Annotated in this window: 24 protein-coding genes and 1 tRNA gene; 9 read left to right on the top strand and 16 right to left on the bottom strand. The window is 64.8% G+C overall.

Annotation, left to right across the window (positions count from 1 at the left end; genetic code table 11):
- Positions 1–13: 13 nt before the first annotated feature.
- The 7 genes from HDG39_RS24860 to HDG39_RS24830 form a co-directional block, all read right to left on the bottom strand.
- On the bottom strand, positions 14–751 hold the full coding sequence (locus HDG39_RS24860; protein WP_184009435.1) for an energy transducer TonB: 738 nt from the start codon (positions 749–751) through the stop codon (positions 14–16).
- Positions 752–1,077: 326 nt separating this feature from the next.
- Positions 1,078–1,332 (bottom strand): (2Fe-2S)-binding protein, encoded by a 255-nt coding sequence (locus HDG39_RS24855; RefSeq protein WP_184009434.1) that lies wholly within the window; start codon positions 1,330–1,332, stop codon positions 1,078–1,080.
- A 149-nt stretch (positions 1,333–1,481) separates the two neighbouring features.
- Positions 1,482–2,369, bottom strand: a complete 888-nt coding sequence (murI, locus tag HDG39_RS24850) for a glutamate racemase (protein ID WP_184009432.1) — start codon at positions 2,367–2,369, stop codon at positions 1,482–1,484.
- Between the two features lie 164 nt (positions 2,370–2,533).
- Complete coding sequence (bfr, locus tag HDG39_RS24845; RefSeq protein WP_018418627.1) at positions 2,534–3,013, bottom strand: bacterioferritin; 480 nt, start codon at positions 3,011–3,013, stop codon at positions 2,534–2,536.
- A gap of 202 nt (positions 3,014–3,215) precedes the next feature.
- Positions 3,216–4,739, bottom strand: coding sequence for a fumarate hydratase (locus HDG39_RS24840; protein WP_184009430.1), 1,524 nt, complete (start codon positions 4,737–4,739; stop codon positions 3,216–3,218).
- A gap of 51 nt (positions 4,740–4,790) precedes the next feature.
- Positions 4,791–5,360, bottom strand: a complete 570-nt coding sequence (locus HDG39_RS24835) for a TIGR00645 family protein (RefSeq protein WP_221305853.1) — start codon at positions 5,358–5,360, stop codon at positions 4,791–4,793.
- A 209-nt stretch (positions 5,361–5,569) separates the two neighbouring features.
- Complete coding sequence (locus HDG39_RS24830; protein WP_184009426.1) at positions 5,570–6,472, bottom strand: DMT family transporter; 903 nt, start codon at positions 6,470–6,472, stop codon at positions 5,570–5,572.
- A gap of 370 nt (positions 6,473–6,842) precedes the next feature.
- On the opposite strand from HDG39_RS24830, the gene acs reads away from it, so the two are divergent.
- From acs to HDG39_RS24810, 4 genes are all read left to right on the top strand, one after another.
- Positions 6,843–8,825, top strand: coding sequence for an acetate--CoA ligase (gene acs, locus HDG39_RS24825; protein ID WP_184009425.1), 1,983 nt, complete (start codon positions 6,843–6,845; stop codon positions 8,823–8,825).
- Between the two features lie 158 nt (positions 8,826–8,983).
- Entirely contained in the window at positions 8,984–9,412 is a 429-nt protein-coding gene (locus HDG39_RS24820; RefSeq protein WP_184009423.1) for a DUF4212 domain-containing protein, read from the top strand.
- 4 nt (positions 9,413–9,416) lie between these two features.
- Positions 9,417–11,435, top strand: a complete 2,019-nt coding sequence (locus HDG39_RS24815) for a sodium:solute symporter family protein (protein ID WP_184009421.1) — start codon at positions 9,417–9,419, stop codon at positions 11,433–11,435.
- 69 nt (positions 11,436–11,504) lie between these two features.
- A tRNA-Ser gene (locus HDG39_RS24810) sits at positions 11,505–11,595 on the top strand.
- A 206-nt stretch (positions 11,596–11,801) separates the two neighbouring features.
- Here HDG39_RS24810 and HDG39_RS24805 read toward each other — a convergent pair.
- The 8 genes from HDG39_RS24805 to HDG39_RS24770 form a co-directional block, all read right to left on the bottom strand.
- Positions 11,802–12,209 (bottom strand): type II toxin-antitoxin system death-on-curing family toxin, encoded by a 408-nt coding sequence (locus HDG39_RS24805; protein WP_221305852.1) that lies wholly within the window; start codon positions 12,207–12,209, stop codon positions 11,802–11,804.
- A complete protein-coding gene (locus HDG39_RS24800) occupies positions 12,206–12,382 on the bottom strand; it encodes a hypothetical protein (RefSeq protein WP_167368631.1) in 177 nt (58 codons plus the stop codon). The genes HDG39_RS24805 and HDG39_RS24800 overlap by 4 nt, the downstream gene beginning before the upstream one ends.
- 105 nt (positions 12,383–12,487) lie before the next feature.
- Positions 12,488–12,880 (bottom strand): Na+/H+ antiporter subunit G, encoded by a 393-nt coding sequence (locus HDG39_RS24795; protein ID WP_184009419.1) that lies wholly within the window; start codon positions 12,878–12,880, stop codon positions 12,488–12,490.
- Between the two features lie 8 nt (positions 12,881–12,888).
- Positions 12,889–13,164: a K+/H+ antiporter subunit F gene (locus HDG39_RS24790; RefSeq protein WP_018418609.1), complete on the bottom strand. Its 276-nt coding sequence runs from the start codon at positions 13,162–13,164 to the stop codon at positions 12,889–12,891.
- The gene (locus HDG39_RS24785; RefSeq protein ID WP_184009417.1) at positions 13,158–13,652 is read right to left on the bottom strand and encodes a Na+/H+ antiporter subunit E; all 495 of its coding nucleotides are present in this window, start codon (positions 13,650–13,652) and stop codon (positions 13,158–13,160) included. The genes HDG39_RS24790 and HDG39_RS24785 overlap by 7 nt, the downstream gene beginning before the upstream one ends.
- Before the next feature lie 2 nt (positions 13,653–13,654).
- On the bottom strand, positions 13,655–15,445 hold the full coding sequence (locus tag HDG39_RS24780) for a monovalent cation/H+ antiporter subunit D (RefSeq protein ID WP_184009415.1): 1,791 nt from the start codon (positions 15,443–15,445) through the stop codon (positions 13,655–13,657).
- Positions 15,442–15,774 (bottom strand): Na+/H+ antiporter subunit C, encoded by a 333-nt coding sequence (locus HDG39_RS24775; RefSeq protein ID WP_184009413.1) that lies wholly within the window; start codon positions 15,772–15,774, stop codon positions 15,442–15,444. Before HDG39_RS24775 ends, HDG39_RS24780 begins: the two co-directional genes overlap by 4 nt.
- Entirely contained in the window at positions 15,774–18,575 is a 2,802-nt protein-coding gene (locus HDG39_RS24770; RefSeq protein WP_184009411.1) for a monovalent cation/H+ antiporter subunit A, read from the bottom strand. The genes HDG39_RS24775 and HDG39_RS24770 overlap by 1 nt, the downstream gene beginning before the upstream one ends.
- Positions 18,576–19,118: 543 nt before the next feature.
- On the opposite strand from HDG39_RS24770, the gene HDG39_RS24765 reads away from it, so the two are divergent.
- Together HDG39_RS24765 and HDG39_RS24760 are read left to right on the top strand one after the other, a co-directional pair.
- On the top strand, positions 19,119–20,381 hold the full coding sequence (locus HDG39_RS24765; protein ID WP_184009409.1) for an MFS transporter: 1,263 nt from the start codon (positions 19,119–19,121) through the stop codon (positions 20,379–20,381).
- Positions 20,382–20,437: 56 nt separating this feature from the next.
- Positions 20,438–21,523, top strand: a complete 1,086-nt coding sequence (locus HDG39_RS24760) for an asparaginase (protein WP_184009407.1) — start codon at positions 20,438–20,440, stop codon at positions 21,521–21,523.
- A 37-nt stretch (positions 21,524–21,560) separates the two neighbouring features.
- Here HDG39_RS24760 and HDG39_RS24755 read toward each other — a convergent pair whose 3' ends face one another.
- Entirely contained in the window at positions 21,561–22,550 is a 990-nt protein-coding gene (locus tag HDG39_RS24755; RefSeq protein WP_184009405.1) for a chemotaxis protein, read from the bottom strand.
- Positions 22,551–22,901: 351 nt separating this feature from the next.
- Between HDG39_RS24755 and HDG39_RS24750 the strand changes: the two genes are divergently transcribed.
- The 3 genes from HDG39_RS24750 to HDG39_RS24740 all read left to right on the top strand — a co-directional run bounded on the left by HDG39_RS24750 (position 22,902) and on the right by HDG39_RS24740 (position 26,420).
- Positions 22,902–23,477 carry a DUF4142 domain-containing protein gene (locus HDG39_RS24750; RefSeq protein WP_184009403.1) on the top strand — a complete coding sequence of 192 codons (576 nt, stop codon included), beginning with the start codon at positions 22,902–22,904 and terminating at the stop codon, positions 23,475–23,477.
- A 109-nt stretch (positions 23,478–23,586) separates the two neighbouring features.
- A complete protein-coding gene (locus HDG39_RS24745; RefSeq protein ID WP_184009401.1) occupies positions 23,587–25,326 on the top strand; it encodes a tetratricopeptide repeat protein in 1,740 nt (579 codons plus the stop codon).
- Between the two features lie 68 nt (positions 25,327–25,394).
- Positions 25,395–26,420, top strand: coding sequence for an aldo/keto reductase (locus tag HDG39_RS24740; protein WP_184009398.1), 1,026 nt, complete (start codon positions 25,395–25,397; stop codon positions 26,418–26,420).
- The last annotated feature ends 44 nt before the right edge of the window (positions 26,421–26,464 follow it).

Raw genomic sequence — 26,464 nt, 5'->3', positions numbered from 1 at the left:
TTGAAATCTTGCTTCAGTCGGTCAGATTGAAGTTGAAAGGCTGGGTGTACGCGGCCCTGACGGGCTCGCCGTTCTCGAGATACGGTTTGCAGGCGCTCGCGCGTACGGCGGCGACGGCCGCGTCGTCGAGACGGCTAAAGCCGCTGCTTTTCTTCAACTCGATGTTCTCGAGCTTGCCGCTCAGACCGACGACGAAGTGCACGTACGCGGTGCCGGATTCGCCGCGGCGCCGCGATAGAGCCGGGTATTCGGGCTGGCTGATATTGCAATCGAGGTGCGACACGTTTTTCGGCGCGCTGATTTCCATTGTCGTTTTGCCGATCGCGGGCGCTGCCGCGGCGGGCGGTGTCGCCGGCGCGGCGGGCGCGGGCGGCGTCGGATCGGGCGCCGCGACCGGCGTCGGCGATGGCGCAGCGGCCTGTGGCAATGGAGTTGGCGTCGGCTTGGGCGTGGGAGTCGGCTTCGGCTGGGCTTTCGGCCTCGGATGGACGGGCGGTGTTGGCCGGGGCGGCGGCGGAGCGATCGATTGCAGCGCGACCGGCGCGGCGAGCGGCGCGGGCGGCAGCAGTTCGGCGGTCATCACGTGCGATTCGAGCGCGACCGGCACAGGCTCGTGACGCAGCGTCATGATCACGGCGAGCAGAGCGACGTGAACCGCGGCGACTACGGAAGTGGCCGTCAGCGCGCGGGAATTCGGTCGGGTGGACGACGCCAGCGGGGCGCCGGCGGAAACGGGATGCGGAGCCTGCATGGTCAGTGGGGCAGCGCACCGTGCGGGCGGCGCGTCAGACAGGACATCGTCATGTTCGGAAAATCAGCAGCGAAATGAACAAAGTAATCACGAAACCAATCAGTAATTCCATCTCGAACTCCTTTCGAAGGGGAGCGGGGTAGCTGGCTGGTACGAGTACTGGCTTGCTGACGGCAGTGGGATAACGCAGTACGGCGGACAGTGCTGCGGTTGTGTTGCAAACACCCGGCACATTCAACGTCGCATCGAGCGTTACATTAAACGTGCGTGGAGCAGAGGGCTTTTAGACGCACCGACACGGCTTGCACCGGCCCTGCTAGCTGAGCTCAGGCGGCCTTGCGCTCGTAGAATGCGACTTGCACGACCTCGGCGACGCTCTGAACCTGCCGATGCTCGACCACGCTGCAACGGCTCGCGCACACGCCACTTTGCAGCATCACGTCACGCACGGATTCCTCGCATTTGCCGCAGCACGAGGCGACGCCGAGTTCAAACTGCAACTCGTCGAACGAGTCGATGCCGTCCGCAATCGAGGAGCGGATTGTGCGGTCGGATACGGATTTGCAGACACAGACGATCATGGCAGGCGTCATAGCTAACGTTAATGCGAATTATTATCATTTTGTTTGGTTCGTTTGGCAAGCGTCCTGTGCGATTTTTTGTAACAAAACCAGTCTCTTGGAATGGATTTCGTTGGAAGGAAGGGCGGGAAGCGCGCCGGTTGCCGGCTCTAGGCGGCGCGAGAATCCGATGCGGCCGTGCGGCGCGACGGTATCGATACCTGCTCGACCGCGGCCTCGATCCGCAGCAGCGTGGCGGCGAGTTGCTGCTGATGGATGCCGTCGTCGGTGGAGTAGAAGCGCGGCAGCGGCGTGACCTCGGCCGACGCGGCGGCGCGCAGGCCGTGCTGCTCGAGCACGCGTTCGAGCTGACGCGCGATCGCCACGCTCGTGTCGATCAGCGCGAGCCGCTCGCCGACGATGTCGCGGATCGCCGCGTCGAGAAAGGGGTAATGGGTGCAGCCGAGCACCAGCGTGTCGGCGCCCGCGTCGAGCATCGGTTCCAGGTAGCTGCGCAGCAGTGCCTGCAGCTCGGCCGAGCCGACGTCGCAGCGCTCGACCGCCTGCACGAGCCCGTGGCCGGGCTGGCACAGAAAGCGGCAATCGACGGCGTAGCGTTCGAGCAGCCCCTGGAAGCGGGCGCTGCGCAGTGTCGCCTGGGTCGCCAACACGCCGGCGACGCGGCTTTTCGATTGCAGCGCGGCGGGCTTGACACCCGGCTCGACGCCGACGAGCGGAATCGGCAGCTTTTCGCGCACCAGCGCGATCGACTGCGCGGTTGCCGTATTGCACGCGACCACCAGCGCCTTCGCGCCTTGTGCGGCGAGCCATTCGCCGATGGCCAGCGTGCGGTCGGTGATGAAGTCGTCGTCGCGCTCGCCGTAGGGCGCGTACAGCGAATCGGCGACATACAGCAACGCCTCGTCAGGCAGTTGCGCGCGCACCGCGCGCAGCACGGACAGGCCGCCGAGCCCCGAATCGAAAATGCCGATCGGCGCCTGCGACGCGGCGCCAACGGCAACACTGCGGACAGTCGAGGGCGGCGAAGAGGCGGGCATAGGCGAAGAAAACGAGCGTGAAGTGGCGGTCGGCGAAAAGGATGAAACCACGGTGAGGCGCGAACAAGCGCGCAAGTATATCGCCCGTGCGGTACGGTCCGGCGCGAATGCCTGCCGGGCAGGCGTCGTGCCGCTACCGCGCGGGATGCTTCGGCGTGCTTCGATCAGGACTCGACCGAGCCCATCGCGCTTTGCTGGTAGTTCTGGATACCGACCTTGTCGATCAGATCGAGCTGGGTTTCGAGCCAGTCGATGTGCTCTTCGGTGTCGTCGAGAATCTTTGTGAAGATTTCGCGCGAGATGAAATCGCGCACCGATTCGCAGTAGGCAATCGCCTCCTTGCAGGTGCCTTGCGAAATCTGTTCGAGCTTCAGATCGCATTCGAGGATCTCTTTGGTTTCCTCACCGATAAGCAGCTTGTGCAGGTCCTGCAGATTCGGCAGACCGTCGAGCATGAAGATCCGTTCGATCAGCATGTCGGCATGCTTCATTTCGCCGATCGACTCGTCGTACTCGTGCTTGCCGAGCTTGTCGAGGCCCCAGTGGCCGTACATTCGGGCATGCAGGAAGTATTGATTGATCGCGGTCAGTTCGTTCTTCAACTGCGCGTTCAGATACTCGATGACCTTCTTGTCGCCTTGCATGTTATTTCCTTTTTCGGGGACCTTGAATTTCCAACAACAATAAACGTCATGTCCAAAAAAGCCAAGAAATCCGATACAACTTTTGGCGGCGTTGGCGGCCTCGTGCGTACGGCGCCTTGCGCGTGCATGACGCACGGAAAGAAAAAGCCGGGATCGCGGCCCCGGCTTTTCGACTGACCTGAGTAGCGTTAATCGCGACTCATCAAGCCGTGGCGACCGGAATCTTGCCGATCCTGGCTTGCCATTCCTTCGGGCCGGTCTGGTGCACGGAGGTGCCGTTCGAATCGACGGCGACCGTGACCGGCATATCCTGTACGTCGAACTCGTAGATCGCTTCCATGCCGAGGTCTTCGAACGCGAGCACCTTCGCGCTGCGGATCGCCTTCGACACGAGGTACGCCGCACCGCCGACGGCCATCAGATACGCGGCCTTGTGCTTCTTGATCGCCTCGATCGCGACCGGGCCGCGCTCGCCCTTGCCGATCATCGAAATGAGGCCCGTTTGCGCGAGCATCGTCTCGGTGAACTTGTCCATCCGCGTCGCAGTGGTCGGGCCCGCCGGGCCGACCGCTTCGTCGCGCACCGGGTCGACCGGGCCGACGTAGTAGATCACGCGGTTCGTGAAATCGACCGGCAGCTTCTCGCCCTTCGCGAGCATGTCGGCGATGCGCTTGTGCGCGGCGTCGCGGCCCGTCAACATCTTGCCCGACAGCAGCAGCGTCTGGCCCGGCTTCCAGCCCGCCACTTCTTCCGGCGTCAGCGTGTTGAGGTCGACGCGCTTGCTGGTTTCCGTGTTCGGTTCCCAGTGCACCTTCGGCCATGCGTCGAGTGACGGAGCTTCGAGCTTGGCGACGCCCGAACCGTCGAGCGTGAAGTGCGCGTGGCGCGTCGCCGCGCAGTTCGGGATGATCGCGATCGGCTTGGATGCGGCGTGCGTCGGCGCGGCCATGATCTTCACGTCGAGAACAGTGGACAGACCGCCGAGGCCCTGCGCGCCGATACCGAGTGCGTTGACCTTCTCGTGCAGCTCGACGCGCAGTTCTTCGATCCAGTCCTTCGGGCCGCGCGCGATCACGTCCTGAATGTCGATCGGGTCCATCAGCGATTCCTTCGCCATCACCATCGCTTTCTCTGCGGTGCCGCCGATGCCAATGCCGAGCATGCCCGGCGGGCACCAGCCCGCGCCCATCGTCGGCACGGTCTTCAGGATCCAGTCGACGATCGAGTCCGACGGGTTCAGCATCGCGAACTTCGACTTGTTCTCCGAGCCGCCGCCCTTGGCCGCGACCTGCACGTCGACGGTGTTACCCGGCACGATCTCGTAGTGGATCACGGCCGGCGTGTTGTCCTTGGTGTTCTTGCGCGCGCCTTCGGGCGGGCTCACGATCGATGCGCGCAGCACGTTGTCCGGATTCAGATAGCCGCGGCGCACGCCTTCGTTGATCATGTCGGTGACGCTCATCGTGGCGCCGTCCCAACGCACGTCCATACCGACCTTCACGAACACTGTGACGATGCCAGTGTCCTGGCAGATCGGGCGCTTGCCTTCGGCGCACATGCGGCTGTTGGTCAGGATCTGCGCGATCGCGTCCTTCGCTGCGGGGCTCTGTTCGAGCTCGTACGCGCGGCCGAGCGCTTCGATGTAGTCGAGCGGATGGTAGTAGCTGATGTACTGCAGCGAATCAGCGATGCTCTGAATCAGGTCTTCCTGTTTGATGACGGTCATGGCTAGCTCAGTGGGGATTGACGCTTGTTGTCGGATCGCAGCGCGGTGCGGTCAGTCTTGCGCCCTCATGGGAGTGGAAATTCTGGTGCCACCCACGGCGTGCAAGGCCGCGGGCTCGTCGAGATGCTTGGGGTGCGTGTGCGTGGTGAGGCGGTCGACGAACGCCATCACGAGCGCGGAGACGAGGAAAGCGACATGGATGATCACCTGCCACATGATCGTGTGCGTGGTGTTCTGTTCGGGGCTGATGAAGGTCTTCAGCAGATGGATCGACGAGATGCTGATCAGCGCCATCGACAGCTTCACTTTCAGCACGCCGGCGTTCACGTGATCGAGCCATTCCGGTTCGTCCGGATGACCGTCGAGGCCGAGTCGCGATACAAACGTTTCATACCCGCCGATGATCACCATGATCAGCAGGTTCGAGATCATCACCACGTCGATCAGGCCCAGCACGACGAGCATGATGCTGGTTTCGTCGAGCTTCATCGAGTCGGTGACCAGATGCCACACTTCCTTCAGGAATAACACGACGTAGACCGCCTGCGCGACGATCAGCCCGAGGTACAGCGGCACCTGCAGCCAGCGGCTCATGAAAACGAGGTGGGGCAGCGCGCGCATGGGGCGGCGCGGACGGGCGGAGGCGGGTCGCGAAGCGGACATAGGCAACGATCAGATGAAGGGCGGGTGACGGAACACGGGGGCCAGGCGCCGACGGCGGTGCGGGGCGCGGCCACCGAAGGGGCGCGAGACTCGCGTCAGGCGCGCCATTGTACAGCGTCGGTCGAATCTGCTGCTTTGCGGCGGGCAGCGCGCCCGCCACACCAGAATTACGATGCGATCGGCGGCACGCTGCGCGCCTTCAGGCTCGCGAGGCCGATACCGGCGACCACGCAGGCAAGCGCGATGCCGTGCGCAAGCGTGGGCCGCTCTCCGAGGAACACGATGCCGTAGAGTGCCGCGGCGACCGGCAGCACCGCGCTGAACACGCCGGCAAGACTGCCTGGCACGTGACGGATGCCTTTCATCCACAGCCAGAATGAGAAGATGCTGGCCGACAGCCCATACCACAGCACCAGCATCCAGACGCTCGACGGCACCGCGCGATAGTCGAAATGCGCGAGCGCGCCGGCGCCGAGCGGCAGCATCAGCAGCAGGCCGAACAGATGCGTGTACGCGCAGATGTCGATCGGCGCGAGCGTTTGCGTGAGACGACGCGACAGGATGATGTACAGCGATTCGCAGCACACGGCGCCAAGCACCATGAAGTTGCCCGCGAGCGAGCCGGCGCCGGCCGTCGCATTCGCGCCCATTTCGACGTGCGCGACATTGATGACGACGACGCCGACGATCGCCAGCACGATCGACGCAAGCGCGCGGCCATCCGGCCGCTCCTTCAGGATCAGCCACGACAGCAGCGCGACGACCGCCGGAATCGTGCTCGTGATCACGCCCGCCGCGACCGCGCTCGTGCGCGCGACGCCGTTGAGCATCAGCAGGGTGAAGCCGAAGGTGCCGAATAGCGCCTGCAAAAACAGGTTGATCCATTCGTCGCGTTTGACGCGCCGCAGTTTGGTCACACGAAGTAGTGGCCAGAGCACGGCCATCGCGATCACGAAACGCAGCAGCGCGAACAGCGGGACGGGGACGAAGGCGACGATCGATTTACCGATTCCGACATTGCTGCCGACCAGCAGCATCGAGGTAATGAGAAGCAGGGCGTAGCGATTCAAGCTGGAATCCGGACGACTAGTTCAGTTAGCATTGTAAGAGGCCGTGCAAGAGAGCGTAAAGGCGGGCGCCTCTCGTCTGATCAACGCGTAACTGCGTCGATTGGCTGGCGCGATCTAAGGGTTTTCGCTTGCAGATCAACATGATGCGCGTAAGTGGTCGGTAAGTTGCAGCGCTTATGGTTAAGCCTTAACGCGGGATACGATTGAGCAGAGCGCCCGCCTGCAGGGATGTTGCGGTGCCGCACGCACACGCGTCGGACGGCATCGCGGTGGGAGACAGCGCCGCTCGTGGCGGCTCGAACAGGATAATGCCCGCGCCCGACGCGCGCCGGTACAGGTTTTACGTTTCATCTTCACCAAGGGGTTGTCGATGTCTGCGATTGAATCGGTTCTTCAGGAACGCCGCGTTTTTCCGCCCTCCGCTGACACTGCGAAAGGTGCCACGATCTGCGGCATGGACGCGTACCGGGCGCTCGCCGCCGAAGCGGAGCGCGACTACGAAGGCTTCTGGGGGCGTCTCGCGAAGGAGACGCTGAATTGGCACAAGCCGTTTACGAAGGTGCTCGACGAATCGAAGGCGCCGTTCTACACGTGGTTCGAAGACGGCCAGCTGAACGCGTCGTATAACAGCATCGACCGTCACGTGGAGGCCGGCAACGGCGAGCGCGTCGCGATCGTGTTCGAAGCCGACGACGGTACCGTCACCAACGTCACCTATCAGGATCTGCTGCAACGCGTATCGCGCTTCGCGAATGCGCTGAAAAAACGCGGCGTGAAGAAAGGCGACCCGGTCGTCATCTATATGCCGATGTCGATCGAGGGCATCGTCGCGATGCAGGCGTGCGCGCGGATCGGCGCGACTCACTCGGTCGTGTTCGGCGGCTTCTCGTCGAAGTCGCTCAACGAGCGGCTCGTCGACGTCGGCGCGGTCGCGCTGATCACGTCCGACGAACAGATGCGCGGCGGCAAGGCCTTGCCGCTGAAGAACATCGCCGACGAAGCGCTCGCGCTCGGCGGCTGCGAGAAGGTCAGGAGCGTGATCGTGTACCAGCGCACCGGCGGCAAGGTCGCGTGGGACGCAGGGCGCGACCTGTGGATGCACGAACTCACGCAGGGCGAGTCGGACCAGTGCGCGCCCGAATGGGTCGACGCCGAGCATCCGCTCTTCATTCTCTATACGTCGGGCTCGACCGGCAAGCCGAAGGGCGTGCAGCACAGCACCGGCGGCTATCTGCTGTGGGCCGCGCAAACGCTGAAGTGGACCTTCGACTGGCGCCCCTCCGACGTGTTCTGGTGTACCGCCGACATCGGCTGGATCACCGGCCATAGCTACATTACGTACGGGCCGCTCACGCTTGGCGGCACCCAGGTCGTGTTCGAGGGCGTGCCGACCTATCCGGACGCCGGGCGCTTCTGGCAGATGATCGCGAAGCACAGGGTCACGCTGTTCTATACGGCTCCTACTGCGATCCGCTCGCTGATCAAGGCCTCCGAGGCCGACGCTAAAGTGCATCCGAAGAGCTACGACCTGTCGACGTTGCGCATCATCGGCACGGTCGGCGAACCGATCAATCCGGAAGCGTGGGTGTGGTACTACGAGAACGTCGGCGGCGGCCGCTGTCCGATCGTCGATACGTGGTGGCAGACCGAGACCGGAGGCCACATGATCGCGCCGATGCCGGGCGCGACGCCGCTCGTGCCGGGTTCGTGCACGCTGCCGCTGCCGGGCATCATGGCCGCGGTCGTCGACGAAACCGGGCAGGACGTGCCGAACGGGCAGGGCGGCATTCTGGTGATCAAGCGCCCGTGGCCGGCGATGCTGCGCAACGTGTGGGGCGATCCGGGCCGCTACAAGAAGAGCTACTTCCCCGACGAGCTCGGCGGCAAGCTCTACCTCGCCGGCGACGGCGCGGTGCGCGACAAGGAGACCGGCTACTTCACGATCATGGGCCGCATCGACGACGTGCTGAACGTGTCGGGCCATCGTCTCGGCACCATGGAGATCGAGTCGGCACTGGTGGCCAATCCGCTCGTCGCGGAAGCCGCCGTGGTGGGCCGCCCCGATGCGACGACCGGCGAGGCGGTGTGCGCGTTCGTGGTGCTCAAGCGTGCGCGTCCGCAAGGCGAAGAGGCCGTGAAGCTCGCGAACGACCTGCGCAACTGGGTCGGCAAGGAGATCGGCCCGATCGCGAAGCCGAAGGACATCCGCTTCGGCGAGAACCTGCCGAAGACGCGTTCGGGCAAGATCATGCGTCGTCTGTTGCGTTCGCTCGCGAAGGGCGAGGAAATCACCCAGGACGTGTCGACGCTGGAAAACCCGGCGATTCTCGATCAGCTCGGCGAGTCGATTTAAAGCGTTGTAAGCGGGTCTGCGCGGACGGCGGCGGTGGTGTCGATCGACATGCTTGCGGGCACGCCGCGCAAACCCGTTATTCGAGCGGACGGCTTGCATCGCGGCGTTGCGCGGACAATCCCAATTGCCTCGCCGACGCCTTTTTGATACATAGGCGCATGACCGCGCCGCACCTATCCTCCCACGCCACGTTGACCCCCCCGCCCGAACCGCCACCGGTCTCGGCGGCGATGGCGCTCGCGCATCGCAAGTACTGGCGTTTCAACCTCGCGCTGATCGCGGTGCTGATGACGCTTGGCTTCTTCGTCTCCTTCGTCGTGCCATTGCTGGCGCCCGCGCTCGCGCAGGTGCACGTCGGCGGCTTCAGGCTGCCGTTCTACTTTGGCGCACAAGGCGCGATCCTGATCTACCTCGCGTTGATCGTCGTCTATATCGTGCTGATGCAGCGCGCCGATCGTCAGTTGCAGCACGCGTTCGAAGCGGATTCGCAGCGCGATGCGGCAAGTGGTCCCGCCGCGGATTCCACCAGCGGCGCGAACGATGATGTCAAGATCGACACAGACGCGCCGGCCGCGCGCGGGCGCTGAGCCGATGAAGCTCACGCATCGGCTGATCCGCTCGTACGCGCTCTATACGCTCGGCTTTCTGCTGTTCGTCTACGTGATGTGGCGCATCGAGCGCAGCACCGGTCCCGGGGTGTGGCTCGGCTATGTGTTCCTGTTCGTGCCGATCGCGGTGTATGCGGTGATCGGGGTGCTGTCGCGCACGTCCGACCTGGTCGAATACTACGTGGCGGGGCGGCGCGTGCCGTCGGCGTTCAACGGCATGGCGACCGCGGCCGACTGGTTGTCGGCCGCGTCGTTCATCGGTCTGGCCGGCTCGATCTACGCGACCGGCTACGACGGCCTCGCGTACCTGATGGGCTGGACCGGCGGCTATTGCCTCGTCGCGTTCCTGCTCGCGCCGTATGTGCGCAAGCTCGCGCGCTACACGATTCCCGATTTTCTCGGCACGCGCTATTCGAGCAACGCGGTGCGCGGCCTCGCGGCGCTCGCCGCGATCCTGTGCTCGTTCGTTTATCTGGTCGCGCAGATCCAGGGCGTCGGGCTGATCGCGACGCGCTTTATCGGCGTCGATTTCGCGGTCGGCATTTTCTGCGGGCTCGCGGGCATTCTGGTGTGCTCGTTTCTGGGCGGCATGCGTGCCGTTACGTGGACCCAGGTCGCGCAGTACATCATCCTGATCCTCGCGATGCTGATACCGGTATCGATGATCGCGCACAAGGACGGCCTCGGCTGGGTGCCGCAATTCAGCTATGGGCGCCTGATGGAGCGCATGGAAGGGCTCGAGAAACAGGTGCGCGACGCGCCGCTCGAAGAGCGCGTGCGCGACGACTATCGACGCCGCGCCGCGTTGATGCAACTGCGGCTCGATACGCTGCCGCAATCGTTCATCGACGAAAAGCGGCGGCTCACGCAGGAGGTCGGCGATCTGCGCCGCCATAACGGTCCGTTGCGCGAGATCAAGGAGCGCGAGCGCGCGCTCGAACAGTTTCCGCGCGATGCCGCCGCCGCGCAGATCGTCTGGAGTCAGAAGCGCGACGACATGCTGATGCGGGCGAGCGCGCCGGTGCCGATGCAGGAACCGTTTCCTGCTGTCGGTGATGAAGACCGGAGCACGCACGCGCGTAACTTTCTATCGCTGCTGCTGTGTCTGTCGCTTGGCACGGCGAGCTTGCCGCATATCCTGACGCGCTATAACACGACGACTTCGGTGGCGTCGGCGCGCCGCTCGGTCGGCTGGACGCTCTTTTTCGTCGCGTTGTTCTATCTGACCGTGCCGGTGCTGGGGGTGCTGATCAAGTACGAGATCCTGTCGAATCTGGTCGGCCATCATTTCGCCGATCTGCCGCAGTGGCTGATGCAATGGCGCAAGGTCGAACCGAGCCTGATCAGCCTCGCCGATACGAACGGCGACGGTATCGTGCGCTGGAGCGAAATCCAGATGCAGCCCGATATGGTCGTGCTCGCGGCGCCCGAGATCGCGGGGCTGCCGTATGTGATGTCGGGCTTGATCGCGGCGGGGGCGCTCGCGGCGGCGCTATCGACCGCGGATGGTCTGCTGCTGACGATCGCGAACGCGCTATCGCACGACGTGTACTACCACATGATCGATCCGAACGCGTCGAGCCAGCGGCGCGTGACGATCTCGAAGATTCTGCTGCTGGGTGTCGCATTGTTCGCGTCGTACGTGGCGTCGCTGAATACGGGGAATATTCTGTTTCTGGTCGGGGCGGCGTTTTCTCTGGCGGCGTCGAGTCTGTTTCCGGCGCTCGTGCTCGGCGTGTTCTGGAAACGCACGACGCGGCTCGGCGCGGTGGGGGGGATGGTCGCGGGGCTCGTCGTGTGCATCTACTACATCGTGTCGACGTATCCGTTCTTCACGCAGATGACGGGATTCACAGGTGCGCGCTGGTTTGGCATCGAGCCGATCAGTTCGGGCGTGTTCGGCGTGCCGGCGGGTTTTCTCGTGGCGATCGGGGTGAGTTTGATCGATCGAAAGGCGGACGCTTATACGATCGCGCTGGTCGACTATATCCGGCATCCGTAGGCGGTTTGCGCGGGTTTTGGCCAGGGTGTGGCGCAGGGCGCGAAGTTTGCTATAATTCGGCTCCCCGCCGGAGAGATGGATGAGCGGTTTAAGTCGCACGCCTGGAAAGCGTGTATAGGTTAATAGCCTATCCGGGGTTCGAATCCCCGTCTCTCCGCCAGGACATCAATGAATACGGGCCTTTCGGCCCGTTTTTCTTTTCTACCAACACCGCTACCCACACGCGTGCCCGCGGTGCAATTTCCCACCCGCCGGCGGCCATTTCGATGCGTCGTCTACGAACAACACAGGTCGGGTTTTTCCAGGGCTCGGCTCGACAAAGAGACTTACCGGGGAACATATGAAAAGCCCCGCTCGGGGCGGGGCTCATTCAGGCCTATGCCTAAGGCTTTCTGGCAGTTCGATCGGCGTGGCAAGAGAAGAAAATATGTTTGCGAGATCCTGGTAGTCAAGCCTGCCTTCAGCCACGTCAACCATGATCTCTTCGAGCGCCTGAGTACGACGGACTGCGTACCCTTCAATAAGCAAATAGGTTAACGCCGAAACCAGCGCCGTCCTCTTGTTGGCATCCGAAAAAGCGTGTCCGCGCGCGATCGCTTCTGCGTAAAGCCCGGCGATCTCAAAGACATCCTCCAGTCCGCCATAGTGAATGCGGTTCTCAATACGACCAAGGGCACCCTCCAAGGTGCCCCTGTTCGTCGTGCCAACGAGTCCCGGTTCGCGGGAGAGAATAAAGTCGTGCACGATCACGACCATACCCGCATCAAGAATCATCTCTTTGCCAGCGCTTGAATGACAGCATGATGCTGTTCGTACACGCGTTTGGCTGCATTGAGGATCTGCTTACGACCATCCGCGGAGCTTGCATTGACCTTTGTTGTCGGGAGCTGTACGCCTGCCCGGGCCTTGACTTCGACTCCGTGGATGTTCCCGGTCTTTCCTTTCATGACCATAGAATCTCCTTCGGGGTTGGGTTTTAAGGGGCTGTCACATCGTTGTTAATGGCGATTTTACACACAAGTTTAGTTTCCTGAACGGTGCTGTTTACCACATCACCCCTCATCCCCCTCCCGCAACTCCCCCGTATTCCCCCGTTCCGCGCAAGCGCCCGTAACAGGCGGCCGCCCCCGCGTCGCCTCTGACAGCTTCACTCCCTGCTGAATCCCCGCCTTCGCCAGCATATGTGCACTGATCGGCGCGGTGAGAAACAGAAACGCCGGAATCAGCAACTCATGCAGGCTCGCGAAGTTGTTATGCGCGCTGAAATACACCACCGACGCGAGCACGATGCCGCCCACACCGAGCGTGGTCGACTTGGTCGGACCGTGCAACCGCATGAAGAAGTCGGGCAGCCGAGCGAGCCCGACCGCCCCGACCAGCGTGAACAGACTGCCGGCCAGCAGCAGCAAACAAACGATCGCTTCGGCAAAAGTTTCCATCGGCATCCCCCACGCTAGTTGAGTTCGATGATGTCGCCGCGCTGCAGGTACTTGGTGAGCGCGACGGTACCCACGAAACCCATCACGGCAATCAGAAGCGCAACCTCGAAGAGCACCGTCGAGCGCAAGCTGATGCCGTACACGACGATCAACGCGATCGCATTGATGTTGAGCGTGTCGAGCGCGACGATGCGATCGGGCAGCGACGGCCCGCGCACGAGGCGCCACAGCGCGAGCAGGAACGCGATGCCGAGGATCGCGAGCGAGATCGGAATTACGATGGCTAGCATGCGAAGATCTCCATCAAAGGGGCTTCATAACGGGACTTGATGAGCGCGATGAGTGCCGCTTCGTCGCCGAGATCGAGCACGTGCACGGAGAGGCGCGTGCGGTCGTCGCTGAGTTCGGCGCACAGCGTGCCAGGGCTCAGCGAGATCACGCTGATGAGCACCGTGAGCGCGATCTCGTGGGTGCTGTCGAGCGGCACCTCGATGAACGCCGGGCGCATCCGCTGCATCGGGCCGAGCACGAGCAGCGCGACCTCGACGTTGGCCACGATGATGTCGACCAACACATGCCAGGCGAGTTGCACGAGCAGCCACGGTCGGCGGAAGCGCACCGGTCGCAGCCACAAGCCTTTGGCGACGCGAAAAGAGATCACGTAGCCGAGCACGGCGCCGAGCAGCAGATTGCCCGGCGAGACGTCGTTCATCAGCAGCACCCAGCAGACGATCAGCAAGACCGCGAGCCACGGGTGGGGGAAGAGCCTTTTCAACATCGTCAGTTCCCCTGTGCGTCGGCCGTGGTCGCGGCGGCCGCTGGTGGCGAGGAGCGCGCCGCGGGCAGGATCGCGTGCACGTAGGCGGCGCGATCGAATAGCTGTGTCGCCGTATCGGTGAGATAGTGCCGCACCGCGCCCGCGCCAAGCGTGATGGCCACGACACAGCCGAGCAGGACCGCGCAGGCGGCGAGCTTCGCATTACTGCCACGCGGTGCGCGCTCCTCTTTGCCGGCGGCGGCGCGCGCGGCCGGCGCGGCCCACATCAGGCGCGTGCCCGTGCGGCTCAGCGCGACGATCGAGAGCAGGCTCGACAGCAGTACGGCCGGCCACAGCACGACTGCCGCGTCGAGCGGCGTGGCGGTCAGCACCATCGCCTTGCCGAGGAACCCGGACAGCGGCGGCAGGCCCGCGGCGCCCACCGCGGCGATCAGATAGAGCAGCGCGGCGACGTTCGACGGCCACGGTGCATGCGTGCGCGGGACCGCTTCGACCGTAGCTTCGGCTTCGGTACGAGCCGGTTCCCCGACCGGCACGGCGAGCGCGCCGGCCGTCTCGACCTGCAGCGGCTGCACCCGCGCCAGCGTCGCCACCGCTTCGCGGTCCGGGTCGGGCGAGATGGCCGCCGCGGCCGCGTCGTCGAGCGCTTCGAGCGAGCCGGGCTCGATCGAATTGATATCGGCGGAAACGGCGGCATGGGCGGCATGGGCGGCGTGCGGTGTCGGGGCTTGCTCGGGTTCGAGCGTGTCGGCGAGCAGGAACAGCGCGCCTGTGCAGAGCGTCGTGCTGATCAGGTAGTAGAGCAGCGCGCTCCATGCAAGCGGCGTCTGTAGTGCGATCGCCGCGATCAGCAGACCCACCGAAACCAGCACGAGATAGCCCGTCGTGGTCTTGAGACTCGACACCGCCAACGCGCCCAGCGCGCCGAACACGATCGTCGCGATCGCGAGCCACCACGCCCACTGATGCATGAACGCATCGAGCACGCCGCCCGCCGCGCCGAACACGAGCGCGTCGCAGCGCAGCATCGCATAGATGCCGACCTTGGTCATGATCGCGAACAGCGCGGCCACCGGGCCGATGGCGCTGCGGTAGGCCTGCGGCAACCAGAACGACATCGGAAATACGGCGGCCTTGAGGCCGAACACGAGCATCAGCGTCGCGCCCGCGAACTGCGCGAGGGGCAGCGACTCCGGCCCGAGACGCGCCAGACGTTCGCCCATGTCGGCCATGTTGAGCGTGCCCGTGACGCCGTAGAGCACGCCGATCGCGACCAGAAAGAACGACGAACCGACGAGGTTCATCAACAGATAGTGCAAGCCGTTGCGCACCCGTCGCGCGCCGCCACCATGCAGCAGCAGCGCGTACGACGCGATCAGCAGCAGCTCGAAGAACACGAACAGGTTGAAGAGATCGCCCGCGAGGAAGGCGCCGTTCAGGCCCATCAGCTCGAACTGGAACAGCGCACGGAAATAGCGGCCGCGCCTCGCGTCCTCGCTCGAGGTGCCGAGCAGGCAGCAGACCGCCAGCACGGCGGTGAGCACCAGCATCAGCGCGCCGAGCCGGTCGAGTTCCAGCACGATGCCGAACGGCGCGGGCCATGCGCCGAGCGCGTAGCTGGCGATCTCGCCTTGCGCGGCGCGCGCCATCAGCAGGCACGCGACGGGCAGCAGCGCGATGATCGCGAGCGCGTTCAGCGCGCGTTGCAGGCGTTTCGCGCGCAGTGGCAGCGCGACGATGACGCCCGCGGAAAAGAGCGGAATCAGGATCGGGAGCAGGAGAACGTGGTTCATTCGACGGGCGTCTCCTCGCCATTGACGTGATCGTTGCCCGTGATCGAAAACGAGCGCAGCGCGAGCACCACGGTGAAGGCCGTCATTGCGAAGCCGATCACGATGGCCGTCAGCACGAGCGCTTGCGGCACCGGATCGGCGTATTGCGCCCCCGCCGCGATGACCGCTGGCTTGCCGATCGCAAGCCGGCCCATGCCGAGCAGGAACAGGTTGATCGCATACGAGAACAGCGTGATGCCGAGAATCACCGGTAACACGCGTGCGCACAGCAGCAGGTAGATGCCGCACGCGCAAAGCACGCCGATCGCGATGGCAAAGGCAGCTTCCATCAGCTTTTCTCCACGGACTGCATGTCCTTGTCGCGCACGCCGAGGTGCGAGACGATCGTGAGCGTCGTGCCGACCACCGCGCCCGTTACGCCGAGATCGAACAGCATCGCCGTGGACAGTTCGATCTCTCCGATCAGCGGCACGTGCAGGTGCCCGAACGCGCTGGTCAAAAACGGCTGGCCGAACGCGAGACTGCCGAGCCCCGTGGCCGCGGCGATCAGAATGCCGAAGCCCGCGAGCGCGCGGTAGTTGAGGTGGATGCGCGACTCGGTCCACAGCACCCCGCTCGCGACGTACTGCAGCAACAACGCGATCGAGAGGATCAGCGACGCGATGAAGCCGCCGCCGGGCAGGTTGTGGCCGCGCAGGAACACGAACACGGCGACGAGCACGGTGAGCGGCAGCATCAGCCGCGCGAGGATCGCGAGCATCAGCGGATGCGATTGCGACGACCATGGCCGGCCATCCGGCCCCGCATCGGGCGACTTCAGGCGCAGCCCGCGCAGCAGCGCCTTGACGGCGAGCCCCGCGACCACGAGCACGCTGATTTCGACCATCGTATCGAAGCCGCGGAAATCCACGAGGATCACGTTGACGACGTTATGGCCGCCGCTGCCGGGCAGCGCATTGGCGAGGAAGTACGGAGCGATGCCCGGCAGCGGCGCGCTCGTCATGATCCTGTATGACACGGCGCCGAGCAGCGCGCCGCCCGCGAGCGCGAGCACGCCGTTGCGCAGCCGGACGGGGAGCGGCTCGACGGCGCGTTGCAGCGCGGGCAGGAAATAGACGGCCAGCACGAGCAGCAGGATCGTGACCAGTTCGACGGAGATCTGCGTGAGCGCGAGATCGGGCGCGGAGAAGCGCACGAAGGCGAGCGACACGAGCAGGCCGCAGGTGCTCAGCATCACGAGCGCGTAAAGGGTGCGCGCACGCACGAGCACCACGCCGACGGCGAGCAACGCCATCAGCACGAGGCCGCCCAGCGTGAAAGGATCGGGCGGCAGGCGGGTGTGGCTGCCGCTCCAGGTGTCGAGCGCGACGAGCGGCACGCCCGGCACGATCAGCATCGCCGCGATCATCCATGCGAGGTAGGCCGGCAGCGAGCGCGTCTCGAACAAGCGCACGATCACGCCGGCGCTCTGTTCGAGACGCTGCACGAAGCGGTCGAAGATTTCGCTCGCGTTCAACTCGGTGAGCGCCGAGCGACGGTGGCGGAACGCATTGCGGCGCAGGAAAAAGAGCGCCGCGCCCGCCGCGAACGACACCGCGCTCATCACGAGGGGCGTATTGACGCCGTGCCACAGGCTCAGGCTGTAGTCGGGCAGCTTGCCGCCGAGCGTGACCCACGCGGCCGACTCGAGCAGCCTGCCGATGCATTGCTGCGGGAACAGGCCGATCAGCAGGCACAGCGCCACGAGAATCTCGACCGGCAGCCTCATGAAGCGCGGCGCCTCGTGAGGCGGATAGTGCGGCAGATCGCGCGGCGTCTCGCCGTCGAAAAACACGCCCCAGACGAAACGTAGCGAGTACGCCACGGAGAGCGCCGCCGCCACAATCGCGATGACCGGCACGGCAAGGTTCAGCGGCCCGAACATGCTTTGCGCAAGCGTTTCGCCGAAGAACATTTCCTTCGAGAGAAAGCCGTTGAGCAGCGGCACGCCGGCCATCGACAGCGACGCGACGCTCGCGAGCACGGCCGTATGCGGCATGTACCTGCGCAGGCCGCGCAGACGGCCCAGATCGCGCGTGCCGGTTTCGTGATCGACGATGCCCGCCGCCATGAAGAGCGACGCCTTGAACACCGCGTGGTTGACCGTGTGAAAGAGCGCGGCGACAGTCGAGAGCTGCGTGTCGAGGCCGAACAGCAGCACGATCAGGCCGAGATGGCTGATGGTCGAATAGGCGAGCAGGCCCTTCAGATCGCGCTGCAACAACGCCATCCCCGCGCCGCCCACCAGCGTGACGAGCCCGGCCACGGTCGCCGTGTACGCCCATAGGTGGGTACCTTCGAAGACCGGATAGAGACGCGCGAGCAGGAACACGCCGGCCTTCACCATCGTCGCCGAATGCAGATAGGCCGACACGGGTGTGGGCGCCGACATCGCGTGCGGTAGCCAGAAGTGAAAAGGAAACTGCGCCGACTTCGTGAACGCCGCGAACAGCGTGAGCAGCAGAATGGCCGGGTAGACAGGATCGTGCTGCACCTTGTCAAGCTGGGCGAGCACGTCGTTCAGCTCGTAGCTGCCGCAGACGTGGCCGAGCAACAGCACGGCCGCAAGCAGCGCGAGACCGCCCGCGCCGGTGATGGTGAGCGCCATGCGTGCGCCGCGCCTTGCGTCGGGGCGCGATGGCCAGAAGCCGATCAGCAGGAACGAGACGAGGCTCGTCAGTTCCCAGAAGATGACGAGCAGCAGCAGGTTGTTCGACAGCACGATGCCGAGCATCGCGCCCATGAAGAGCAGTAGCAGCAGGTACAGACGCGGCAATGAATCGCTGCCGGCGAGATAGTAGCGTGCGTAGATGAAGACGAGCAGGCCGATCGCGAGTACGAGCAACGCGAACATGAACGAGAGGCCATCGAGGCGCAGCGACAGCGCGAGGCCGATGTCGGGCATCCACTCATGGCGCCATTGCAGCACGTCGTGGTCGCCCATGCCCATGCGCTCGCTCAGCAGCAGCCCGCAGCCGAACAGCGCCGTCGCGAACGCGATCCAGGTGCAGAGCGCGGCGGCGCGCGGCCTCGTGAGCGCGATGAGCGCCGCGGCCATGAACGGAAGTAGGACGAGCCACCCCAGTACCATTCGATGCCCTCCGGTAGTTCGAGTGTTAGACGGTGTGGCTGGCCGGTGGCGAGTGGGCCGGAGTACCGCCAGCCGGGCGGCTGCCCACGGGGCACAATCATAGCCGCAAACAGGCCGGCAGTTCACATCGATACATCAAGCATAAATATACGCACTGCGAAGCGCGCGGCGAGCCCGACTGATGCCCAATCATGCCCATTGATGCGGACGCGCGTTCGATTTAACGCCCGTCGCGTGACATGCGGCGCGCTGATGCACCGTAATCGGCAAACTTGACGATCGATCGAGCCGCCAAATTGAAAGGAACTGAACTGGATCTGTATGCAACCGAAGAGCCAGGCCACAATCTGGCTTTCAATCTTTTCGATGGCACATGGGTGTCCGATGTGCCGGGCTACGGTTTAGATATGGCGCCTCATTTCGACGATGGGCGTCTCCACTGGTTCGAGATCGGCCTCCTTTGTGCATGTCCTCCGGTCTTGCTCTAAACTGGCGCCCGCCCAACCCTCGCCCCGATGCGCCCCGTCACGAGCAACAACCCCGATGCCCCCAGCCTCCATCGATCCCGCCGATTCCCCGCATTTCAGCCTGCCGAAACACCCGCCGTTCCAGCGTTTCTGGTGCACCCGCATCCTGTCGTCGCTGTCGTTCCAGATGCTCGCGGTCGCGATGGGCTGGCATGTCTACGCGCTCACGCATAGCGCGTTCGCACTTGGCCTCGTCGGCCTCGCGCAGTTTCTGCCGATGTTCCTGCTGACGCTCGTCGTCGGCCATGTCGCCGATCGTTACGATCGCCGCCGCATCGCCGCCGTCTGCCAGAGCCTCGAAAGTGTCGCTGCATTGCTGTTCGCGATCGGCACCTTCGGCGGCTGGATCAGCGCGCCGGTCATCTACGTGCTCGCCGCCTGCGTCGGCGCGTCGCGCGCGTTCGAATCGCCGGCCGTGGCGTCGCTGCTGCCGGCCGTGGTGCCGCGCGGCTATCTGCCGAAGGCGACCGCGTGGGCGACGTCCGCCAATCAGACCGCGCAGATCGCCGGGCCCGCGCTCGGTGGTCTGCTGTACGGCATCGGTCCCGGTGCCGCGTATCTCGCGTGCACGCTGACGTTCGCGGCGGCCGCCGCGTCTGTGTGGAGCATTCCGTTGCAGATGAAGCCGGCGAGCCGCGCGCCCGTCACGCTCGAATCGATCTTTTCGGGCATCGCGTTCATTCGTCGCGAGCCGGTGATTCTCGGCGCGCTGTCGCTCGATCTGTTCGCGGTACTGTTCGGCGGCGCGACCGCGTTGCTGCCGATCTTCGCGCGCGACGTGCTGCACGCGGGCCCGCTCGGACTCGGCCTGTTGCGCTCGGGCACGGCGATCGGCGCGCTCGCGGGCACGATCTGGCTCGCGCATTATCCATTGCGCAACCGGCCCGGCGCGGCGATGTTCGGCGGCGTGATCGCGTTCGGCATCGCGACGATCGTGTTCGGGCTGTCGCATCAGTTCCTCGTGTCGTTGTTCGCGCTGATGGTGCTCGGCGCGTCGGACACGATCAGCGTGGTGGTGCGGCTGTCGCTCGTGCAATTGCGCACGCCCGATGAAATGCTCGGCCGCGTCAGCGCGGTCAATTCGTTGTTCATCGGGACGTCGAATCAATTGGGCGAGTTCGAATCGGGCCTGACCGCGGGATGGTGGGGCGCGCAGCCGGCGGTGCTGGTCGGCGGAGCCGCGACGATCGCGATCGCGCTATTGTGGATGCGGTTCTTTCCCGAACTGCGGCACACGCGCACGCTCGAGCGTGAAGAGGCGCTCGCGGCGAGCGCCTGATTGCCAGGGCCTGTGCGCCAATGCACGATCAATGACACGACGAGGAGACGAACCGCATGAGCCAGTCCGAACTGCACCCCGCCGCGCCGGTCGCGGCGACGATCTATCGTGGTGAATCCGTCGAGAACACGCATCTCGCGCACGTCGCGGTCGTCGATGCGGACGGTCGTCTGCTGTATTCGTTCGGCGACGCCGCGCGCATGACGCTCGCGCGTTCCGCGGCGAAGCCGGCCCAGGCGCTCGCGGTGCTCGAAACCGGCGCGCTCGAGCGTTGCGGTTTCGACGAAGCCGATCTCGCGCTGATGTGCGCATCGCACAGCAGCGAGCCGCGTCATATCGAACGCACCCGCGGCATGCTCGCGAAAGCGCAGGCGAGCGAGGCCGATCTGCGTTGCGGCGGCCATCCGCCGTTATCGGATGCGGTGTACGTCGACTGGATCCGGCGCGGCTTTACGCCCACCGGCGTGTGCAGCAACTGTTCGGGCAAGCACGCGGGCATGCTGGCCGGCGCGCGTTCGATCGGCGCGGCGCTCGCCGGCTATGAACTGCCCGGGCATCCGTTGCAGGTGCGTGTGAAGCAGACGGTCGCGAGCGTCTGCGATCTGCCCGACGAGGGCGTGCAATGGGCAATCGACGGCTGCAATCTGCCGACGCCGGCGTTTGCGCTCGACCGGCTCGCACGTCTGTTCGCGAAACTCGCGGCGGCGCAGGATCAACAGGAAACCGAAGCCGCCGCGACGACGCCGCGCGCGGCCGCGCTCGCGCGCATCTATCGCGCGATGACGTCGTACCCGGAACTGGTCGGCGGGGAGGGCCGCTTCTGTACGCTGCTGATGCAGGCTTTCGATGGCGCGCTGGTCGGCAAGGTCGGCGCGGACGGCAGCTATGCGATCGGCGTACGCGCATCGCGGCAGACCGCGCGGCTCGGCGCGAAGGGCGCGCTAGGCATCGCGCTGAAGATCGAGGACGGCAATCCCGGCGTGCTCTACGCGGTCACCGCCGAGTTGCTCGCCGTGCTCGATATCGGTACGCCTGAACAACGCGCGGCGCTCGACGGCTTTCATGCGCCGCAGCGGCTCAACACGATGGGCGTCGAGATCGGCCGGATGGACTTCTCGATCGAGCTTGCCGCGCATCGTTGAGCGCGGCGACCCGATTCACTGCTCGACACCCCAGACCTCAAGCCGCCGTCTTCGCCGGCGCGGCACCCAGCGCACCACGGATCGCGTCGGCGAGCTCGCTCGCCGCGAACTTCGCGACATAGCCGTTGGCGCCCGCGTTCTTCACATGCGCCTCATTGGCCGCGCCCGTCAGCGACGAGTGAATGATCACCGGAATATCGCGCGTGCGTTCATCGGCCTTGATCTGGCGCGTCAGCATGAAGCCGTCCATCTCCGGCATCTCGAGATCGGTTAGTACCAGCGCGATGGTGTCTTTCGCGCGCGCGCCGTTTTTCTGCGCTTCGCGCGCGACCTGCTGCAGCGTCTGCCACGCTTCCTCGCCGGTCTTCGTCATGATGTAGTCAGCGCCGATCGCGGCGAGCGCCTGTTCGATCAGCTTGCGCGCGAAGCCGGAGTCGTCGGCGGCGAGGATCTTCGCGCCGTGGCGGATGCCGAGCGCCTGGCCGACCGAGGCCGGATCGACGCTCGGATGCTGCGACGGGAACACGTCGCGTAACACCTGCTCGACGTCGATCACCTGGGCGAGCCGCGAGTCGCCGGTATTGCCGTCGATGCGCGCGATGCTCGTGACGAGCTTGCCGCCCGCCGAGCCATCGGCCGACAGCACCTGGTTCCATTCGAGTCGCACGATGTCGTCGACTTCCTCGACCGCGAAGGCCTGCGTCGAACGCGCGAATTCGGTGACCAGCAGGATGTTCAGGCCGCGCGTCGGCTCGCAGCCCATCAACCGCGGCAGATCGATCACGGGGATGATCTGCCCGCGAATGTCGACCGCCCCCATCACGTAAGGCGACGATCCGGCGATCGGCGTGACGGTCGGCATCGTCGAGATTTCGCGCACCTTGAACACGTTGATCCCATACAACTCGTGCGCGTCGCTGCCCGGCACGTGGCCGAGGCGGTATAGCAGCAGCTCGAACTTGTTGGAGCTCGTCAGGTTGCTGCGTTCGGTGTGGCGCTCGTGATTGGCACGGTGGTCGTCTGCCATCGGAATCGTTCTCCAGAATTGCTGTGCTGAGCGGTGCTGAGCGGTGCCTGTACCTGGTTATCGGCGCCGATGGCGAAAAATTCAGCACTGCGTGGCAGCGTCGAGCGGCGCGCGCGATTCACACGAATACGGCAAACGTGTGCGCATTCATATGAGGGTTACCTAAGGTTACAGAAGCGACAGCAGCGTTTCACCTGCCCGACGGCGCGGCTTCTAGAATCGGCAGCGATAAAAGCGTGGCGCCGCGCTGGGCTCGCAAGCAGTCCGCAGCGTTTTGCATCGCACGCTTCGTTCGCGGCGCACACGTGTCCGTCGTTTTGCTTTCAGATGCTTTCACCTCAAGGAGAACGTATGATCCGCCTGCCTTCCGTCCCTTCCGTCGCTTTGGCCCGCATCGCCGCCGCGGCCTGCTTCGGTGGTCTTCTGACGGCCACCTCGGTGGCCAGCGCGCAGAGCGCCGCGTCCACCGACACGGGCCGCCTGCATGCCGCCGACCAGACCTTCATCGCGGACGGCACGCAAGCCGTCGCGACGCAGCGCGATGCCGCGCGTATCGCCACCGCGCGTTCGGCCGACCGCGACGTGAAGGCCTTTGCCGAGCGCGTGTCGAGCGACGACGCGAAGATCACCGACGCGTTGCGCGCGGCGAGTCCGCGCGGTGTCGACGTGCCGAAGAACGATCCCGATGCGGCCGTGCTCGCAAGCATCAACCACCTGCGCGGCGCGGACTTCGACAAGGTGTACATCGAGCAGGTCGCGCTCGCGGGTGAACAGAAGGCACTGTCCGCTTTCCAGGCGGAAATCGCCGCGGGCCGCGACGAGCAGTTGAAGGCCGCCGCGAAACAGGCGCTGCCGACGATCCAGCAGCACTATGCGATGGCGCAGGATCTCGCGAAGCGCAAGCATCTGTCCGTGGCCGCGCAATAGGCGGCGTCACGTCGCTACGCGGCAGCGGCGGTACTTGGAATCCGGGCTTTTCGGCGATAATCGTGCGCTTCATCCGACGATTCTTCGCGCCTTCGATTTCAGGTACCGCATGAGCAAGCCAGCCAGTCTGCCGCAACAGTTGGACCATCTGCTTCGACAAGCCGTCGCGCTCCAGCAGAACGGCGCGCTCGTCGAAGCCGAGGAGTTGTATCGCGAGATACTCGAACTGAAGCCGAAGCATGGCGACGCGTTGCGCTGGCTCGGCGAACTCGCGCTGCAAACCGGCCGCTTGCAGGAAGGCATCGATCTGCTGAAGAAGGCGCTCGTGCTCGACGCGAGACAGCCGGCCGTGCATTCGAATCTCGCCTATGCGCTGAACGCGTTGCAGCGCCACGACGAAGCGCTCGCGTGTGCCGAGCGGGCGCTCGCGATGCAGCCGAAATTCGCCGATGCGTTGAACAATCGCGGCAACGCATTGGCGGCGCTGAACCGTCCGCTCGATGCGCTCGCGAGCTACGAACGCGCGCTTTCGCTCGTGCCGGAGTTTGCGCCGGCGTGGAACAATCGCGCCTGCGTGCTGCGCGATCTCGGCCGCTATGCCGATGCGCTCGATAGCTGCGACCAGGCGCTCGCGTTGCAGCCGAACTATCCGGATGCATGGAGCAATCGCGGCAACGTGCTCGGCGATCTGAACCAGCCGCACGAAGCGCAGCGCTGCTACCAACGCGCGCTGGAACTTGCGCCTGCTTTCGTCGATGCATGGAACAACCTCGGTCTCGCGCAGATCGATCTGAATCAGCGCGAACAGGCGTTGTCGAGCTATCAGCGCGCGCTTGCGTTGAATCCGGCGTCGGTCGAAACGCACTGGAACCAGGCGCTGTGCCTGCTGCAAATGGGCCGCTTCGATACCGGCTGGCGCGAATACGAATGGCGTTGGGAGCGCAGCCGCATCAAGGCCGGCAGGCGCGCGTTCGCGCAGCCGCTGTGGCTCGGCGATGTTCCGCTCGACGGCAAAACGATCCTGCTGCATGCGGAGCAGGGCCTGGGCGACACGTTGCAGTTCTGCCGCTATGCGCCGCTCGTTGCGAAGCTCGGCGCGAAGGTCGTGCTCGAAGTGCCGGGCGCGTTGTTGCGATTGCTGTCGACGCTCGACGGTGTCGACCGGTTGATCGAAGCGGGGCAGCCGTTGCCGCCGTTCGATTGTCATTGCCCGCTGCTGAGCTTGCCGCTTGCGTTCGGCACGAACGAAGCGAGCATTCCGGCGGCGACGCCGTATCTTTTTGCGCAGCCGGCGGCCGTCAGCGAATGGCGTGAGCGGATCGAACACGACGGCAACATCAACGCGGATGCCAACGCAATCAGGCCGCTGAAAGTCGGCCTCGTCTGGGCCGGCGAGAACCGCGCGCATATCGCCGAGCTGCGCAAGATCGACGCGCGTCGGTCGCTCACGTGCGAGCAACTCGCGCCGCTCCTCGAGGTGCCGAACGTTCGCTTCTTCAGCGTGCAGAAGGGCGCGGCCGCACCGCAATTAGCCGAAAGCGCCTACGCTGAACGCGTCGCCGATTACACCGGGCTGCTGCACGATTTCGCCGATACCGCCGCGCTCGTCGCCAGTCTCGATCTGGTGATTTCGGTCGACACGTCCACTGCGCATCTGGCCGGCGCGCTCGACAAACCCGTCTGGATTCTGAACCGCTTCGACACCTGCTGGCGCTGGTTGCTCGAACGCAGCGACACGCCGTGGTATCCGTCCGCACGACTGTTCCGTCAACCGGCGCTCGGCGATTGGGGCAGCGTGATCGATGCCGTGCGCGATGCATTGACGGATCTGAGCGCGTCGCCTTCGTGACGCCGTTTGGCGGACACGCGTAGACTGAACCTCCGTTCATCGACGGAAATGCCACGGAGAGTTCTTCAATGGAATACAGACATCTGGGTGCATCGGGTTTCAAAGTGCCGGTGCTGAGTCTCGGCACCGGTACGTTCGGCGGCAAGGGTGAATTTTTCCAGGCGTGGGGCGCGACCGACGTCGCCGAAGCGCGGCGTCTGATCGACATCTGTTTCGACGCGGGCGTCACGTTGTTCGACACCGCCGACATCTATTCGAAGGGCGCGTCCGAGTCGGTGCTCGGCGAGGCGCTGAAGGGCAAGCGCGACAAGGCGATCCTGTCGACCAAGGCGACGTTTCGTTTCGACGACGATCCGAACGGCGTCGGCTCGTCGCGCTTCCATCTGATCCAGGCGGTCGATTCAGCGCTCAAGCGTCTGCAAACCGATTACATCGACCTGTTCCAGCTGCACGGCTTCGACGCGAAAACGCCGATCTCCGAAGTGCTGTCCACGCTCGACGACCTCGTGCGCGCGGGCAAGATCCGCTATATCGGCGTGTCGAATTTCTCCGGCTGGCATCTGATGAAGTCGCTCGATATCGCCGACCGTTACGGCTATCCGCGCTATGTCGCGAATCAGACCTACTACTCGCTGGTCGGGCGCGACTACGAGTGGGAGCTGATGCCGCTCGGCGTCGACCAGGGCGTCGGTGCGGTGGTGTGGAGTCCGCTCGGCTGGGGGCGCTTGACCGGCAAGCTCAAGCGCGGCCAGCCGCTGCCGGAGACGAGCCGTCTGCACAAGACCGCCGACATGGGGCCGCCGGTGCCGGAAGACTATCTGTTCCGCGTGCTCGACGCGCTCGACGAAATTGCCGCCGAAACCGGCAAGACCGTGCCGCAGATCGCGCTGAACTGGCTGCTGCAACGGCCGACCGTCGCGACGCTGCTGATCGGCGCGCGCAACGAGGAGCAACTGCGGCAGAACCTCGGCGCGGTCGGCTGGAATCTGACGCCGGACCAGGTCGCGAAGCTCGATGCGGCCAGCACGGTGCGGCCCGCGTATCCGTACTGGCATCAGGAAGGCTTCGCGGAACGCAATCCAAAGGCGGTTTGAGCGCCGGGTCGACCACGTTCCAGGCGCCGCAGCCGGCGCAATGC

It is taken from the genome of Paraburkholderia lebeckiae, from assembly GCF_014201005.1.
Lineage (GTDB): Bacteria > Pseudomonadota > Gammaproteobacteria > Burkholderiales > Burkholderiaceae > Paraburkholderia > Paraburkholderia tuberum.
This window is presented reverse-complemented; position numbering and strand designations above follow the sequence as displayed.